Origin of the sequence: Streptomyces longisporus, assembly GCF_039532765.1 — a bacterium.
GTDB classification, from domain to species: domain Bacteria; phylum Actinomycetota; class Actinomycetes; order Streptomycetales; family Streptomycetaceae; genus Streptomyces; species Streptomyces longisporus.
The window spans coordinates 168,553-184,412 of record NZ_BAAASG010000006.1 but is presented as its reverse complement, the minus strand read 5'-3'; the positions used below and the strand labels follow the sequence as shown (position 1 = coordinate 184,412).

At 68.4% G+C, this 15,860-nt stretch carries 13 protein-coding genes; 5 read left to right on the top strand and 8 right to left on the bottom strand.

Going from position 1 to position 15,860, the window contains the following annotated elements:
• Positions 1-124: 124 nt before the first annotated feature.
• From ABD355_RS10685 to ABD355_RS10660, 6 genes are all read right to left on the bottom strand, one after another.
• The gene (locus ABD355_RS10685; protein ID WP_344399941.1) at positions 125-1,393 is read right to left on the bottom strand and encodes an MFS transporter; all 1,269 of its coding nucleotides are present in this window, start codon (positions 1,391-1,393) and stop codon (positions 125-127) included.
• A 56-nt stretch (positions 1,394-1,449) separates the two neighbouring features.
• Positions 1,450-2,562 carry an ArsR/SmtB family transcription factor gene (locus tag ABD355_RS10680; protein ID WP_344399940.1) on the bottom strand — a complete coding sequence of 371 codons (1,113 nt, stop codon included), beginning with the start codon at positions 2,560-2,562 and terminating at the stop codon, positions 1,450-1,452.
• A 6-nt stretch (positions 2,563-2,568) separates the two neighbouring features.
• A complete protein-coding gene (locus ABD355_RS10675) occupies positions 2,569-3,003 on the bottom strand; it encodes a hypothetical protein (RefSeq protein ID WP_344399939.1) in 435 nt (144 codons plus the stop codon).
• A complete protein-coding gene (locus ABD355_RS10670) occupies positions 3,000-3,896 on the bottom strand; it encodes an aminoglycoside phosphotransferase family protein (protein WP_344399938.1) in 897 nt (298 codons plus the stop codon). Before ABD355_RS10670 ends, ABD355_RS10675 begins: the two co-directional genes overlap by 4 nt.
• 356 nt (positions 3,897-4,252) lie before the next feature.
• The gene (locus ABD355_RS10665; RefSeq protein WP_344399937.1) at positions 4,253-4,483 is read right to left on the bottom strand and encodes a tautomerase family protein; all 231 of its coding nucleotides are present in this window, start codon (positions 4,481-4,483) and stop codon (positions 4,253-4,255) included.
• A 308-nt stretch (positions 4,484-4,791) separates the two neighbouring features.
• Positions 4,792-4,959 carry a hypothetical protein gene (locus tag ABD355_RS10660; protein WP_344400113.1) on the bottom strand — a complete coding sequence of 56 codons (168 nt, stop codon included), beginning with the start codon at positions 4,957-4,959 and terminating at the stop codon, positions 4,792-4,794.
• 372 nt (positions 4,960-5,331) lie between these two features.
• On the opposite strand from ABD355_RS10660, the gene ABD355_RS10650 reads away from it, so the two are divergent.
• Complete coding sequence (locus ABD355_RS10650) at positions 5,332-6,237, top strand: MmyB family transcriptional regulator (RefSeq protein ID WP_344399936.1); 906 nt, start codon at positions 5,332-5,334, stop codon at positions 6,235-6,237.
• A gap of 277 nt (positions 6,238-6,514) precedes the next feature.
• On the opposite strand, the gene ABD355_RS10645 is transcribed toward ABD355_RS10650, so the two are convergent.
• Positions 6,515-8,449 (bottom strand): glycoside hydrolase family 97 protein, encoded by a 1,935-nt coding sequence (locus tag ABD355_RS10645; protein ID WP_344399934.1) that lies wholly within the window; start codon positions 8,447-8,449, stop codon positions 6,515-6,517.
• A gap of 455 nt (positions 8,450-8,904) precedes the next feature.
• Here ABD355_RS10645 and ABD355_RS10640 point away from each other — a divergent pair, with 455 nt between their 5' ends.
• Positions 8,905-10,404 (top strand): RICIN domain-containing protein, encoded by a 1,500-nt coding sequence (locus ABD355_RS10640; protein ID WP_344399933.1) that lies wholly within the window; start codon positions 8,905-8,907, stop codon positions 10,402-10,404.
• A gap of 987 nt (positions 10,405-11,391) precedes the next feature.
• Positions 11,392-13,506 (top strand): ATP-binding protein, encoded by a 2,115-nt coding sequence (locus ABD355_RS10635; protein ID WP_344399932.1) that lies wholly within the window; start codon positions 11,392-11,394, stop codon positions 13,504-13,506.
• A gap of 472 nt (positions 13,507-13,978) precedes the next feature.
• Here the strand turns inward: ABD355_RS10635 and ABD355_RS44615 are convergent, their stop codons facing one another.
• Positions 13,979-14,281: a DUF4192 family protein gene (locus tag ABD355_RS44615; protein ID WP_425585728.1), complete on the bottom strand. Its 303-nt coding sequence runs from the start codon at positions 14,279-14,281 to the stop codon at positions 13,979-13,981.
• Positions 14,282-14,756: 475 nt separating this feature from the next.
• Between ABD355_RS44615 and ABD355_RS10630 the strand changes: the two genes are divergently transcribed.
• Both ABD355_RS10630 and ABD355_RS10625 read left to right on the top strand, forming a co-directional pair.
• Positions 14,757-15,293, top strand: a complete 537-nt coding sequence (locus ABD355_RS10630) for a hypothetical protein (protein ID WP_344399931.1) — start codon at positions 14,757-14,759, stop codon at positions 15,291-15,293.
• A 275-nt stretch (positions 15,294-15,568) separates the two neighbouring features.
• Positions 15,569-15,805 carry a hypothetical protein gene (locus ABD355_RS10625; RefSeq protein ID WP_344399930.1) on the top strand — a complete coding sequence of 79 codons (237 nt, stop codon included), beginning with the start codon at positions 15,569-15,571 and terminating at the stop codon, positions 15,803-15,805.
• The last annotated feature ends 55 nt before the right edge of the window (positions 15,806-15,860 follow it).

The window sequence follows — 15,860 nt, the reverse complement described above, 5'->3', positions numbered from 1 at the left end:
CTGGAGGGGCGCGGAGGTCGCCGGCCAGCGCACCGCGTGCACGTATGAATGGGGTTCTTGCTCGGTGTCAGGCTGCGTCAACAGCGTCCTGAGCTGACGTGCCGCACAGCGGTGATCCGCGCAGTCACTCCGGCTTGGCCGTGCTCACCGCTGTCTCTTCCGGCCCCGCAACGCTGGCCGTGCCGTCCGCCATGACGAATGGCTCCTGACCCGGCTGCCGTGGGCCGACGCATGCGAGGGTGAGCGCGGCGGTCACGGCCAGGACGACAACGGCGGCACCCGAGAGCAGGAAGGCGTCCGCGGCTCCGGTGAGGGTGATGGCGGTCGAGGCGACAAAGGGGGAGACCGCAAGGGCTCCTGCCACCCCTGCCTCCCACAGGCCGAGCGCCTTCGCCAGATGGTGGCTCGGTATGCGCTGCTGCACCAGTGCGATCAAGGGGATGTCCGTGAGGGCCGAGGCCAGCCCCGTGGCGGTCAGGAGAACCGCCGCCACAGCATGGGAGGTGACTGTTCCCAGCGGGGCCCGGAAGATCCCGAGCAGGGCCCACGCCAGCACCGCCGCCAGTGCGAGCCTGCGGATGCGCAGTCCGGCCAGGAACAGGGCGCCCACCACTTCGGCGACCCCGGCGACGCCGAGCAGCAGGCCGTACTGGCCGCCCTGTCCCACGACCGCGACCAGCCCGACGGTCAGGAAGCCGTTGGTCAGGGCGAGGGCGAGCACGAAGGTCACGATGACCACGAGAACGTCGGGGGCAGCCCGCACTGCCCTGAGCCCGGCGCCGAGATCGGACCACAGCCCGGTCTGACCGGTGGTCGGGGCGGGGCGAGTGACATGGATGGCAGCCACGGCGGCCGCCGAGCCCAGGAAGGTCAGTCCGTTGACCGCCAGCGCCGACTGGAGGGAGCCGAAGGCCAGCAACGGCGCGAGCATGAGCGGTCCGACGAAGAAGGCGGCGCGGAAGGCGACTTGCAGCAGCCCGTTGGCCTGCTGGAGGCGGTCGTCCGGCACGATCTGCGTGACGATGGCGTTGCGGGCCGGGGCGAATGGTGCGCCGATCAGCGCCAGCAGTGCCGTGGTCGCAACGAGCAGGGCCAGGTTCAGCAGGTTGAGAGAGAGCAGGACGAAAGCCACGGCCACCACGGCGAGCCGGGCCAGGTCGGTGGCGATCATCAGCTTCCGGCGGTCGCAGCGGTCGGCATACGAGGCGGCAACGAAGGTGGCCACGAACGCGGGCGCGAACGCGGAGACGCTCACCATGGCGACGGCGGCGGGGTCCTTCGTCAGTGACCAGGCCAGCCACGCGGTCGCGGCGGTGTACAGGCCGTCGCCGAAGCGTGAGACGCCCTGGCCGGCGAAGAGAAGCAGGAAGTTGCGGTCCCTCAGCAGTGACATGCCGCCACTGTCGGCTCCCTTCGGGGCTCTGATCCAGTTATTAGGCAGATGGCTAATCAGTCACTCTCACTGTCGCCGTGCAGGAAGGTTTCCAGGCTGGGGGTGAGGCCCGCCACCTGTCCGGGCGCGAGCCGGTACAGGACGTAATAGCCCTCGCGGCGGCGCTCCAGCAGGCCCGCCTCCGCCAGCACCCGCAGGTGCTTGGACAGGGCGGCCTCGCTGACGCCGACGAGCGGGGCCAACTCCTGCGTGCTGCGCGGGCGTTCGGCGAGCAGTCGCAGGGCGCGCAGCCGGGTGTCGTCGGCGAGCGCGCGGAGCGTTCCGACGAGTCTGGTCGGCGGAATCCTCGGGCGGGCTTCGCGGACGATCGAGGAGACGGGGAAGACGAGCCCGAGTGGCCACGGACCGTCGCAGTTGACGCGTACGTGCGGCCAGACATAGGCGCTGGGGGCGAGGACGAGGGTGTCGTCCGGGCCGATGGCGACCTCGTGGTCGTGCGGCCGCTCCAGCCAGAAGCGTTCAGCGCGCGGATCGCTGCGCACTTCCGGCCACAGCCCGCGGAGCATCCCGTAGAGGCCGCGTTCCTCGATCTGGCGTCCGGCCTCACTGACGCCGGCGGCGAGTTCGGGTTCGAGCCGTGCCCATTCCTGCTCGAAGGCCTCCCGCCAGTAACGCTCCAGCATGCTCAGGAACCGTTCGAGCAGCGCGCCGGGGTCATCGAGGAGCATCGCGGCCATCGCTTCGTCGCTTTCCCTGGCGACTCGCTCCCGCAACAGGCCACGCACCTCCGGTTCGTCAAGCAGCTGCGGATCTCTGCCCTCGCCACCGCCCGGCCAGGGCGTGAGCAGGGGGACGGCGAACTCCAGGCGGACCAGCTCCGGATCCGCCCCGCGCAGGCCTGCCAGTTCGTCTTCGAAGTCCGCCAGTTGGCCGGTCGGCTGCGGAAAGAGGAACTCGGGGAAGTACGAGCGCACCGCGTAGGAGAAAGCCTCGATCTCCCGCTTCAGCGCCGGGGACAGCCTGCGCATCGCACGCACCCAGCCGTGCTGGACGGGGTGGTGCTTGGGCTCCACCAGCACATGGAGACTCAGTACGGCTTCCATCGTCGGCGAGTAGGCGAACCCCACCCGCTCGGCACCACCGGCGGGGACCCGGAACACGATCGTCATGACCCGTCATCCTTGCCGCACGGCGTCCTCAATGGGAGACACGCCGCGCCACCGGACCGCCTTCAACCGCGAGCGGCTGCCCGTCGTTCCCATCTTGGTCAGCACCACCGGCCGACGCCGTGAAGCCACCGGCCTGCTCCAGGCGCCAGGAGACACCGAGCCTGCAGTACCGATGCCCAGCAGCGACGGGGTCCTGGAATTCACGCACCACAGCATCAGCCAGTACTGGCTCCCGGCCACCGGCGAGGTCGTCCCAAACCCGCCGATGCCGCTGCTGTTCCAGCGCCGGAGTAGCTGCGAGCGCCGCGCTTTCACACCGACAGCGATCCGCAAACTGCTGACCGATGCGCTGGCATCGACGGGGCCGGCCAACGCCGAAGGTGGGCTGCCGGCATCGCTCTCACCCACGATCGAGAACAGGTTTACAGAATCGTGCCTCACACGCCCTGCAGAACACGACCAAGTGCCGCCCGGCCTGCGGGTCCCCAGTGCGGCTTTCCGCCGGGGAGGCCCCGATCCCCGTTGTCCCCCATGAGCATCAGGAAGAGGCTCTTCATCGCGGCCAGCCCGCGGGCGCGCCGGATCGCCGCCTCGTCTGCATGTCCGTACACGTCGAAGAACCGTGAGGCCATGCCCGCGGGCAGCAGCACCCATGCGGCGGCGAGGTCCCACGCCGGGTCGCCGGTGACCAGGGCACCGAAGTCGACGATGCCCGAGAGGGTTCCGTCCGAGACGACGACATTCGCGGGATGGAGGTCGCCGTGCACCCACACCGGCGGCCCCTCCCACGCGTCGGCCGTAACGGCGTCGTCCCAGACGGCCCGGACGTCAGCAGCGATGTGTTCAGGCACAACGGCCCGGAAGAAGTCCTCGAAGCCGTCGGTGCAGTTCCTGGGATGGGCACCGAAGTGCCCGGAGGTCGGCGCCTCCGCGGGCGCCTCCACATGGAGCGCCCGGAGGAAGCCCGCCAGCGTGTCGGCCGCGTGGTGGCCGCGGCTGATCGAGCCGTGGTCAAGCGGCTGGCCGGGAACCCACGTCATCACGGTCCAATGCTTGGGAAAGCGCTCGCACGGTTCGCCGAACCGCACCGGGACCGGCACCGGGAGCGGCAATCGCGGGGCCAGCACGGGTAGCCATCGCCGCTCTTTCAGCTGGAGCTCCGGAGTGGGGTCCATGCGCTGCATGCGAACCGCCAAGTCATCCCCGAGGCGCCACATTTGATTGCCCCAGCCGCCCGCCACCTCCCGGATGGCCAGCCCTGCCAGGTCTGGATGCTGCTCCTGCAGCAGGTCACGCACCAGGTCTTCGGTGATCTCGATCTCGGTGTCGGTCATGCGCAGTCACAGTACCGGCTGCAAAGAGCTGCAGATCAGAGCCCTGGGGATGGCCCAACCTCCAAGGTGCACGGGAAGGGCGTGAAGTCAGCGTCGCCATAGCCCAGGACGAACTCGCCCAACTCGATGCCGAACAGGCCCGCCCGTCCACCGTCGTGGACCTCGGTATGCCCGCCTTCCGTGACGTCGCCGGCCGGGTCCGCGCCGCACCCGGGGCCGGAGGATCCGGCCGCCCGTCACACGCCGGTCCTGCCTTACCCGTTTGCGCTGCATAGGACCGGCCCAGGGCCGCCGGGTGCGATCGGCGGCCCTGGGTTTCACGGTGCTGTCTTGGCGAATAGCCGCCGGGGGTGTGGTCAGGAGCCGCTGGTGTCGGTCGGTATCGCCTCACCGAGCATGGCGAGGGTCAGTACGCTGCCGGAGATACCCCAGCCGCCGTCGGCGACCTCTTCGACCAGAACCATGGTGTTCTCGCGGGCACGCTCGCCGTAGATCTCGACGTACAGCTCGGTGGTACGGACGACGATCAGCTCCTTCTGCCTGGGGGTGAGGGTCTTCTCGGGGACCTTGAAATTCGCGAAAGGCATGGCTGGTTGTTCCTTTTCTCAGGTGGCGTTACAGGGAACTTCCTGCAGTGAGCAGGCTGTTTGGTCCAATTCGGAGGAAGAAGTCGGCGCGCATGCGGTCGGCGACCGCGGAAGCGACTTCGCCGGCGCGCGACGGCGTCGGCGGCTTCGGCATGTCCGAAGACATGAGCACGGCCAGGCGCCTGCCCGGATGGCACATCGGGAGTCGGTGACGCTGGTCGTGGGCTTCCGTACGGTCGGCGTCGGTGAGGGGCGCCTGAGTTGGCGAAGTGTCTGGTGCCGGTGGTGAAACGCACCGGGCACCACGATCAGCTGCCGCGGGCGCTGGAGCCGCCGACCCGCACCAGCAACCGCGGGCCCTGCTCACGCGACTTGGGCGGGGCAGCGCGGTTGACGCAAGGGGTACGCAGGACGTTCACGTCGGGCAGGTCCGCGAACTGCTCGGCGGTGAACGTCTCGGCATCGCCCAGGACCATGTGTCCGGCGTTGTGACTGACCCCGTCCGGCCGGCCGCGCTCGGCGAAGATCCGGTGCCTGCACAGTCGACCACGACGCCGTACCCGTCGGCGGCCGGCCGGCTGACGGGCTGGCGGCCGATGCCACGCGAGCCCCCAGTGACGATCGCGCCGCGGGGTGAGGCGGAGGGCCGGGCCGGCACACCGAGGCCGTCAAGGGAAGTGGGATGGGCATTACTGACTCCTGTGGTGGATGCGGGTCGGGCCGCGGTCTCGCCGTCGCACTGCGGCGTCCCCAACGATCGGCCGGTCTTCCACCCCTAGCCAGGGCTGCGTCCACCCAGGGGATGCCACCCCCTGGCTACGGCCTGGCGCGCGAGCGACCATGAAGGGGTGAACCTTCCAGAACTCGGCGTCTTCCTCAGGACACGCCGCGACCGCATCCGCCCCGCCGATGTCGGTCTCCCCCATGGCCCTCGCCGGCGCGTCCCCGGACTGCGCCGTGAGGAAGTCGCTCAGCTGGCGGGGCTGTCGGCAGACTACTACACCGAGTTGGAACGAGGCAGCGCGAAGAACGGCGTACAGCCCTCGCCCCAGACCCTGGCCGCCCTCGCCCGAGCCCTGCGCCTGAACGGCGACGAGCGCGACCATCTGTTCCACCTGGCCGAACGGCCGGTCCCCCCGCCTGCACACGGACCTTCGGCACACGTGCAGCCCGCGCTCCTCGGACTCCTGGACCGGCTGTCCAACACCCCCGCGCGCGTCATCACCGACCTGCACGAAACCCTGGTGGAAAACGACCTGGCCCAAAACCTCCTCGGCAAGTCCCCCGCACACCGCGGCCCGGGAGCGAGCTTCGTGTACCGCTGGTTCACCGACCCGCAAACCCGCGAGAGGTACCCGGTCGAGGACCATCCGCACCACTCCCGGGTGTTCGTGGCCGACCTCCAGGCAGCAGCCGCCCGACGCGGACGAGACGCGGAGGTCACGAAGATGGTTGCCGCGCTACGCCGCCGCAGCCAGGAGTTCGCAGCCCTTTGGGACACCCACGACGTCGCGGTGCGCCGCATGGACCACAAGAAGATCGTTCACCCCACGCTCGGCGTCATCGAACTCGACTGCTACAACCTCCTCAGCGAGGACGGACGCCAACGTCTGCTGTGGTTCACCGCGCCGCCCGGAAGCCGGGGAGCCGAGCAGCTGGAACTGCTGTCCGTCATAGGAATCCAGGACCTCAGCGTCACCGACGGCACGGCACCGGAGAGATTGTCCACGGCGGAATCCGAATCACAGCGCTGACCCGCGCCGCAGAGGGCGGGCTCGAGCCAGCGGGCGAAGAAACAGGCTCAGTCCGGCGTCGGCAAACTGGTGGCCGACGAGACACTGGCAGTGCCGACCTGCAACGACGGCGACAGTCAGTTCGCCGCAGACGCAACCCTCCGCCAGATCGCCGGGCTCGTCGACCCCACCTGGTCGTCGTTCCGGCATGACGCACTGCCCCGCAGCGACAGGGATGCCGACGCCCCCAACGGAGAGCGCCGGCATCCTCATGCTCACTGGCGGGCCCGGACCGGCGTCAGCTCGGCTTCAGCACCACCGCCTGGCCGCCGGAGGGGGCCATGGTCACGGGGAGCACGGTCACCGAGGTGACGGTCCGGCTGCTCACCACGACTGGGGTCTGGTAGGCGGAGGTGCCGGGCGTGCCGTCGGCGTAGACCGTCGCCGTCCAGTTGCCGCTGCCGAGGAAGGACAGCGGGAGCGACAGCGTCCGGGCCGACTCGTTGGTCATGGCGCCCAGGTACCAGGTGGTGCCCTTGCGGCGGGCTACCGCGACGTACTGGCCGATCGCGCCGCCGAGGGTGCGGCTCTCGTCCCAGGTGGTGGGGATGGCGTCGAACCACGGCAGGCCTGGCCAGTTGGCGGTGTTGGAGTACTTCGACGGTGAGTCGTACCAGTAGAGGAAGTTCAGCGGTTGGTAGAAGACCGCGGCCATCGCCATCTGGTGGGCGTTGGTGGTCTGGTCCCGCGACTGGCCGTAGCAGATGGTGTAGTCCATCGGCCCGCCGACGTTCCGGGCGAACGGCAGGGTGACATTGTGCGAGGCGGTCGGGAAGTGCTCGTTGCCCCGCACACCCTCCAGGCTGATCCAGTTGGGGTACGTCCGCTCGTAGCCGAACGGCCGCACGTCGTCGTGCGTGTCGAGCAGCAGCTTGTACTTCGCCGCCGTCCTGGCCCAGGCGATGATCTGGTTGGTCATGGCCTGTGTGCCGTCGTTGATGAAGCCCAGCTTGACGCCGGCGATGCCCCAGCTGCGGTACAGGGCGAACAGCGAGTCCGCGTCGGGTACGGCGAGGGGATTGACGTAGAGGATGACGCCGATGCCCTTGCTCGTGGCGTGGGAGATCACCGACGGCAGGTCGATCGCGGCGATGGGCTTGGTGGCGTCGGTCGTCGTGTGCTCCGGCCCGTACCAGCCGGAGTCGTACTCGATGTACTGCAGCCCGCGGGCGGCCGCGAAGTCGACGCCCGCCATGCCGTCGGCGGTGGTGAGTTGGCAGCGGAAGACCTTGCCGGGCTTGATCCACGAGGTGTCGGCCAGCGCGCCCGCGGGGGCGAGGTTGAGCACCAGCTCGGCGTTGTCGACCAGTTCGGCGTGGGTGGAGCCGGTCACCACCGCGCGCCAGGGGGTGGCGAACGGAGTGGTCACCGTGGATGTCGTCTGGACCGTCCCGCTTCCCCGGGCGGTGTGCTCCATCAGGTAGGCGGCCAGCGTGTTCGGCTGCCCGGACACCGAACTCAGCATCAGCCGGGGGTAGTTGACCCGGGACGACTCGCAGACACAGGCGATCAGCCCGCCACTCGCATACGTCGCGGTCAGCGGCAGGTCGGTCAGCGGGCCGGTGTCGGTACCGGAGGTCCCGGTGGACGGGATCGAGCCTGGGGCGACGGGGTTGTACGGGTCCTCGTCCCGGTAGCTGTAGACGAGTGTGCTGTCGGGGAAGACGAACGTCGTCAGCTCGTCGGCGATCGTGGCGGTGCCCTTGTCGAGCAGCACGTACCGGAAGGCGACACCGCTGGGGTAGGCACGCAGCTGGACACTGAAGTTGATCAGGGTGGCGGCGTCCTGGAGGTTCCAGCGCATCTCCTGGTACCAGTCGTGGACGGCCGCGTTGCGGCCGTAGACCGGGGTCCAGGTGTTGTTGACAGTCCAGTGCTGGTAGTTGGTGATGAGCGTGCCACTGCGGCCGAGCATCGTCCCGTCGCTCAGCTTCAGGCCGAGGGCCGAGGTGTCGACGACGGACGCGCCTCTGCGCCTGGCCGACCAGCTCAGGGCACCGCCGGTCAGGGACATCGTGATCGTGGTGCTGCCGTCGGGTGCCGTCGCGGTGACCGAGGTGTCCGCCGCCGCGGCCGTGCCCGCCGCACCGATGCCGGCCGCGGCCGTGCCGGCGGCGACCGCCGCGCCCTTGAGCAGTCCTCGGCGGGACACCGAACGTGCTGGTAGCTGCATGACAGTACGCCTCTCCGTGGGGTGACCGGCGTTCGTTGGAGCGGGAGACCGACCTCAACACAACCGCACAGTAACCAACGGTTTCCCACCAACATCGGGCAGTTCTACGGCAGTACTCCGGGTAGGTCAACAGCGCGAGGCGCACCTTTACCAGGCGTCAGGTTCCCGACGGATAGGGCAACGTGGGCGCTGATGTGCGCACCGAGACGGAGTCGACTGATCATCGCACCCCTCGCCTCGACCGGCCGTATCCGTCTTGAACGAACAAAATCGATCGCACACCTTGACACCGAACCGAACAGGAAGCTCTCATTTCCCACTGAACGGCCCAGCCGCTCCCCCATGTTGGCCGCGTTCGCCGTTCTTCGCGGCCCCAACTCCCCCGCCCAACGCGCCGCCAGGCAGTTTCGCCATGCGGACGACGTCATGTCAGGACCTCGAAGGAGAGGCAGAGCATGCCGAATCGAGCAGCCCACCCCAGACCCTCGCGCAGCCGGTGGCGGGCAGTCGCCGGAGTCTTCCTCACCCTGCTCGGAGGCCTCACGGCACTGCTGCTGCCCGCCGCGCCCGCAAACGCCGCCTCCGTCTCGTTCACCCTGGGCACCACCAGGACCGACCAGAACGGCAACACGCTCCAGCTGCACGGCCTGGGCATCATCAAGGTCGGCAGCACCTGGTACGGCTTCGGCGAGGACAAGACCGGGGAGACCTCGTCCGACACGTCCTTCCAGGACATCCCCTGCTACACCTCGACCGACCTCTCGAACTGGACCCACCAGGGGGTGGCCCTGGCCAAGCAGGCCAGTGGCGACCTGGGCCCGAGCCGGATCGTGGAGCGGCCGAAGGTCATCTACAACGCGTCGACCAGCACGTACGTGATGTACATGCACATCGACAGCATGAACTACTCCGACGCGAGGGTCGGTGTGGCGACCAGCAGCACCCCCTGCGGGCCCTACAGCTACCGGGGCAGCTTCCGCCCGTTGGGCAACCTGAGCCGTGACATCGGCCTGTTCCAGGACACCGACGGCACCGGCTACCTGCTGAGCGAGGACCGCAACAACGGTCTGCACATCTACAAGCTCTCCGCCGACTACCTCTCCGTGGACAGCGGCGTGGCCCTGCTGGGCAGCGGCGGTTCGGCCAACAGCTACGAGGCGCCCGCCATGGTGAAAGCCAACGGCGTCTACTATCTGCTCGCCTCGCACCTGACCGGCTGGAACACCAACGACAACGTCTACACCACCGCGACGTCGCTGAGCGGCCCATGGGCGCCGATGCGCAACTTCGCGGCACCGGGCACCCACACGTACAACAGCCAGACAGCGAACATCATCACCGTGCAGGGCAGTTCCGGCAGTACCTACATCTACGCCGGCGACCGGTGGAACCCTGGCGATCTCGGCAACTCACAGCTGATCTGGCTGCCGATGACCATCCGCGGCACGGTGGTCAACGTCGGCCAGTACCCGAGCTGGTCGCTCGACACCGGCGCCGGCACCTGGACCCCCAACTCCGGCGTGCCCACCAACGGGGTGCACACGCTCACCAACGCGGGCAGCTCGATGCTGATGGACGTTGCGAGCGGCTCCACGACCAGCGGCGCCAAGGTCATCCAGTGGCAGTCCAACGGTGGCGACAACCAGAAGTGGACGCTGAACCGGGTGGCTGACAACGTCTACACGCTCGTCAGCGTCAAGAGCGGCCTGTGTCTGGACGTCCCGAGCAAGTCCACCGCGGAAAACGTCCAACTGCAGCAGTGGACCTGCAACGGCGGCGCCAACCAGCAGTTCGCCGCCGACCTCGTCGGCAGCCTCACCGGCACCAAGTTCATGCTCGTCAACATGGGCAGCGCACTGCAGATCGGTGTGGACTCCTCCTCCACCGCCGCGGGTGCCGCCATCGTCCAGCTGACCGGCACCGGCGCCACCAGCCAACAGTGGACGATGTCCTGACCGTCCCGATGCGGTCGACCGCGGCCGCCGGATCATGAGTCCGTTGAGGACCATCCGTGATCTTCCGAATCCGGCCGACGTCTTCCTGCCCTGAGCAGCTTCTGATCCGAGGGCACACGACTCTCCCCGAGCGTCTCCTGCGCATCCGAGTTACTAGAAGCCCGTCGAGAATGGCTTGTCGTCGGGCCAGATGCCGGCGCCGTCGGTGTGACAGGTGCCGAAGGGGGTGCTGTATCGCCTGGTGACCGCCTGACTGGTGGCGTCGAGGCCATGCTGCTGGTGCCGTGCTGGTCGGACGCGAGCCAGGAGAGGGTCTCGGCGCCGGTCTTGTTGGTGCACAAAGCGTTGACCTGGCCGCTGGCGTTGTAGTACCGCTGGGCCCCGTACTTGGCGGTCGAGGTGGAGGTGTCGAGGTGTACCTCCGTGCCGTCGGCGAGGTAGAGGACAGTGTCTCCGCGGGTGTTGCGGCGGATCAGGACAGTGCCGTCGGCGTCGCAGAGGTGGCCGGTGGTGCTCTTCATGGCGCCGGAGCCGGACTTCGCAGTGAGGGGGCCGAGTTGGCCTTCGGGGCTCCAGGCAAGGCTCTGGGTGTGGGTGCCGTTCGGGCGGCCGTGGTGTTGGCGGTCGCGTCGTAGGCGTACGTCCCGATCACACACGTGCATGAAGTGGCCGTGGTGGTGGCGGTCAGGCCGTGCGGGTGAGCGTTGTCGCCGCAGCAGTGCGTCCCGGTGGTGTCGCCGGTGGAGGCGTGGCTGGTCTCCGTGGAGCGCAGGCCGCCGTCGGTGTAGCGGTACGAGGTCCGGTACGGGGCGGCGCCGCCGAGTTCGCGGTGGTACGGCCCGAGGCGGAGCAGTCGGCGGTGGACGGGGTCCGGGCTGGGTCATTCCCTCGGTTACTATGCGCGATGTGAATTCACGGGTGGCGCGGCGACTTTGGGCAGTGGCGAGCGCCACCGGATCATTCGCCGCGGTCGCCTCCGGGTGGCAGGTGCTCGGCGATGTCGGGCCAATGCAGTTCGGGTTCGCCGGGGTGGCCGCGCTGCTCGGCGGAGCACTCGCGTGGTTTCAGGCAGACAGCGTCGTGCGGCCACCGGCGCCACGACATCTGGTACCCAGGGAACTTCCCCGCGACATATCCGACTTCACAGGCCGTGGGCCTGAACTGGCCGAGCTGGGCCAGTTGTTGCGCAAGAAGGGTCGAATCTCCGGGCCGCTCGTCGCCATCTCCGGCAGGGGAGGCCTGGGCAAGACGACGCTCGCGGTACACGCCGCACAGCGCGTGGCAGCCGACTTCCCCGACGGGCAGCTGTTCGCGAGTCTGCGCGGGTACGACGCCACGCCTGCGGAACCGGCCGAGGTGCTGGGCACCTTCCTCCGGTCGCTGGGGGCCGAGCCGCGCGCGATCCCCGAGGCCCAGCATGACCGCGAACAGATGTTTCGCACCCTGACCGCCGGACGCCGACTGCTCATCGTCCTGGACAACGCCAACGGGCCCAGACAAGTCCGGCCGCTTCTGCCCGGCGGGCCGGGCTCGGCAGTGGTCGTCACCAGCCGTGCCTCGCTGAGCAGCATCGAGGGGGCCCACTCGATCGTCCTCGACCTCCTGGAACCCGGCGAGTCGGTCGAGTTGCTGGGTCAGATCACGGGTCCGAAACGGGTGGCGGACAACCCGCAGGACGCACGGCGGCTGGTGGCGCTGTGCGGTCACCTGCCGCTGGCCATACGCATCGCAGGGGCACGCCTTGCCGAGCGGCCGGACCTCAGTCTCACTGCCCTCGCAGGCCGCCTGGAAGACGAGCGCCACCGGCTCGACCACTTAGAGATCGGAGATCTCGATGTCCGCTCCACATTCATGATCAGCTATCAGGGCCTACCGTACGAGCAGCAGCGGGCGTTCCGCTTGCTCGGGCTTTTCCCCGGATCCGACTTCGCGACCTGGCCGCTGGCCGCACTCATGGACGTTGGGCTGCGCGACGCCGAGCGCCTCCTCGACGCGCTGGTGTCCGCCCAACTGCTCGACGCCATCGACCCCGACGAGACCGGCGTCGTCCGCTACCGCTTCCACGACCTACTGCGCGCACTGGCGCGCGAACAACCCGAACCCGAAGCCGACGCCGCGGTCGACCGGCTCCTGGGCGCCTACCTCGCGCTCGCCGCCGAAGCGGAGGACCGATTCCAGCCGGGCGAGGTGCGCAAGACCAGTACACATCCGCGCCATGAGGTCGAGGCCCAGCACCGCGACGAACTGCTCCGTGACCCGGTGGCATGGTTCATCGCCGAGCGGCACAACCTCGGGGCCTGCGTGCGGTTCGCACACGAACGGCAGCTTTGGGACGCGGCGTGGGAACTCACCCACATCGCCGCACCGTTCTATGAAATGCTCGCCATCTGGGACGACTGGGACGTGGCGGTGAAACTGGCTCTGACCGCAGCCCGCCGCTCGGGGAACCGCTGGGCAGAGTCGATCACGCTGTTTGACACCGGGGCACTCCATCGCGACCTGGGTCTACCCGATCAGGCGTTGGCCGTCTACGAGGAGGCGCTGGCCGGGTATGAGGCGTCCGGTGACCAGCACGGCATGGCCGCCGTCATGCTGGCGCAAGGCATCATTTACCGCAACCGGGGCACATGGGACGTCGCCGCGCAGCGGCTGACCGCCGCGGCCGAGCAGCTGGAGAGTGCCGGGGACCGTCGGCTCACCGCTCAGGCACTGCGCAGTCTGGCGGTCGTCCGCGGCGGCCAGGGACGTCTCGACGAGGCCATCCCGCTGTTCCAGCGCGCACTGGCGGAGTTCCAGCGACTCGGGGATCGACGGGCCGAAGCATACGCCTGGCGCGGTCTCGCGCAGGCCGAGCTCGACAACGGCGACTTGGGCGCGGCAGCACGGTCCTTCGGCAGGAGCCAGGAACTGACTCATGAACTACGCGACCGCCGGGGCGAGGCCAGGGCACTGCAAGGACTCGGCCGGGTCGAATCCGCCGGCGGCGCGACCGTCGCGGCGCTGCGCCGGTTCGCACAGGCCAGGAAGATCGCCGACGAAGCCCACGATCAGGTACTCGTCGGACAGCTGGACACCGACATCGCCTCCGTGTCCCAGGCGTAGCGGTGTCGGCTGTCGTAGACCGTCGACATCTTGTGGCATCTCTACGGCATGTACTCGGTGTGCGTCGCGATGTCGAAGGTGTCCGGCTGCTGGCTTCTGCCAGCAGTGGGCCTGACGGCCGGGTCCTTCTGTGGAATCCCGAAACCGGCAAGCCGCGGCCAGGCCCCCGGCGGCGGGTTCGGAGATGCACTTTGGGTATGTCGGCAGTATCTGCACGCTAGGACGCGGCGGCCTGGGGGAATCGTGGCCGCCGCTGCTTTTCCCTCAGTTCGTGCGAGGGCCGTTGATCTGTGTCCGTTCCCATCTGTGTCCGTTCCAATCGCTCGGCCTTCGCGTTGCGGGCAATGGGGAGGAGGCTGGTGGCGTCCACTCCGCGATTGACGGCTTCGTGGAGGGCTTCGGCGAGTTGGTCGTGGGGGTCGAGGGTCAGGGCCTGCCTGAGGGCGTAGCGGGCGGTGGGGATGTCGTCCTGTCACCAGGCAGCTGCGGCGAGGAGGGTGAGTGCGGGGACGGCCGTGGCCTCGTACGGGGGGATGGCGCGGCGGGCGAGGAAGGCCCAAAGGCGCCGGGCGTAGGGCGGGTTGTCGTCTTCGATGTGTTCGAGGCGGTGGTCTCGGGCCCATTCGTCGTTGAGGCCGAAGATGAGTCGGGCGGTGATGTCGTGGGCGAGTTCGGTGGCGCCGGCGCGGAAGTCGCGTATCTCGGTCTCGAGGAGTGCTGTTGGGGTGCCGGTGCTCGCGTGTGATGCGGGTGAACTTGGCCGCGTAGGTTTCAGCGGTCGCCAAAGGGGGTTCGCCTGGCTTGGGGCCCAGCCGTCCGCGCAGGCCCTCCGCGGTGAGGTGAAGAACCTAAGTCATCAGGCAGGGGTCACAGTGATCGTGAACCTCTGCACGTAGGACACGGTAACGCCTGCCGCCGACACCGACGGCTCTCCACCAGCGTCGTAGGTCAACTCCCGGCCGATGACGCGGATTCGATAACACGCAGGTCATGGGTCCAGCGTCCGTCGCTGCGGCCTGCCCTCGCCCAGTGGCTGGGCTCCCTGCCAGACCTTTCAGCTTCTCCAACACGGCAAACAGAAAAGGCGGTACGGTCAAAGCCGGAAGCATCGACGAGCCCTCCTTCTGGACGTCGGCTACAACACCGCCGATGCTTCTCTCATGCGGCCGCAACCGCGGCCGACTCTGTCAAACTCGCCCCGCCTCACGGCCTCACCGCACCCCACGAAAACAGCGAAGGTCGATACGGTCATGAACGCCACTCAAATGATCGCATTGTTGACTGGAGTAGTCACCGCACTGGTTGCCCTCACCGGATATTGGGTGAACCAGCACCAGAGGCGACGGGAGCGCCGGGCCGACCTCTTCGCGTCGGCCTTGGAGGCAATGCGTGAGTACGAACAGACCCCGTACCTCATACAGCGGCGCGAAGGACCCGATGCGGCAACACGCGCCCGTATATCCGAGCGACTCAGCGCCGACGCCGCACGCCGCCGCTACCACGAGACGGTCCTCAGCCTGGACTCACCTGTCGTCGCCGAGTCGTACAAGCATCTACTCAACCGTACGAGAAGGCAGGTCGGTCCGTACCGTTCAGACGCCTGGAAGTCCCCCGTCATCGCCAGCGACGAAGAGGTCGCCGGATCGCCGACCTACGCGTATGACAACGAGGCGGAGTGGGAACTGTGCCTCATGGCAATGCGCCGCGAACTCTCAGCCTTCGCCTCGCTACGGCGTCGAGCCACCCGTCGTCGGCTGGCCAGCCTCATGGCCTCAAGGATTCCCTGAGCGGACGGAACAATACTCAAGACGGTCCGTGGATCGGCCTCGGGAGGGGTGCCCCTCGGAACGCGTTGAGTGCAGTGGCCTTCACGGTCAAGCCGAAGTTCCGCCGGCGAGTGATCGCGGGCCTCACCGCGCGTTGCCGAGTCCACTGTTTGGCGGTGTTCCTCGCGCGCACACACCGCAGACCAGCCATCGTGGAGGAGACCGGACCCGGGATGTGTATCTGTATCCGCCCGGGACGCAAGCATGCACATGCTTGAATTCAGGAAGGAACCGAGTTGTCCAGGAAGTTCGCAGTCATCACGGCAATCGCCCTCAGCGCTTTCTGCGGTAGTGCAGGAGTTGCCTCCGCCGACACGAACACGGTCATCAGCGGTGGAGACGGCTTCTCGTCATCCACGGTCACCGTCAACGCCCCTCAGCAGGCCCTGATCCTCTCGAACGGCACGCCCCTCGTCGACCTCCACTGCGTCGGCGCCGGTGCGCCGACCGACCACTACGCGGCCTGCGAGTAGGCACCGATCTGACGAACTCGTTGCCGATCACGGGACGCCCGAATCATCGGGCGTC

What these genes read in the sequence shown, in the direction of transcription:
- ABD355_RS10670 (WP_344399938.1), bottom strand. Translation starts at nt 3,896, where the DNA reads ATGACCGACACCGAGATCGAGATCACCGAAGACCTGGTGCGTGACCTG.
- ABD355_RS10645 (WP_344399934.1), bottom strand. Translation starts at nt 8,449, where the DNA reads ATGCAGCTACCAGCACGTTCGGTGTCCCGCCGAGGACTGCTCAAGGGC.
- ABD355_RS10665 (WP_344399937.1), bottom strand. Translation starts at nt 4,483, where the DNA reads ATGCCTTTCGCGAATTTCAAGGTCCCCGAGAAGACCCTCACCCCCAGG.
- ABD355_RS10660 (WP_344400113.1), bottom strand. Translation starts at nt 4,959, where the DNA reads ATGGTCCTGGGCGATGCCGAGACGTTCACCGCCGAGCAGTTCGCGGAC.
- ABD355_RS10685 (WP_344399941.1), bottom strand. Translation starts at nt 1,393, where the DNA reads ATGTCACTGCTGAGGGACCGCAACTTCCTGCTTCTCTTCGCCGGCCAG.
- ABD355_RS10680 (WP_344399940.1), bottom strand. Translation starts at nt 2,562, where the DNA reads ATGACGATCGTGTTCCGGGTCCCCGCCGGTGGTGCCGAGCGGGTGGGG.
- ABD355_RS10630 (WP_344399931.1), top strand. Translation starts at nt 14,757, where the DNA reads ATGAACGCCACTCAAATGATCGCATTGTTGACTGGAGTAGTCACCGCA.
- ABD355_RS10640 (WP_344399933.1), top strand. Translation starts at nt 8,905, where the DNA reads ATGCCGAATCGAGCAGCCCACCCCAGACCCTCGCGCAGCCGGTGGCGG.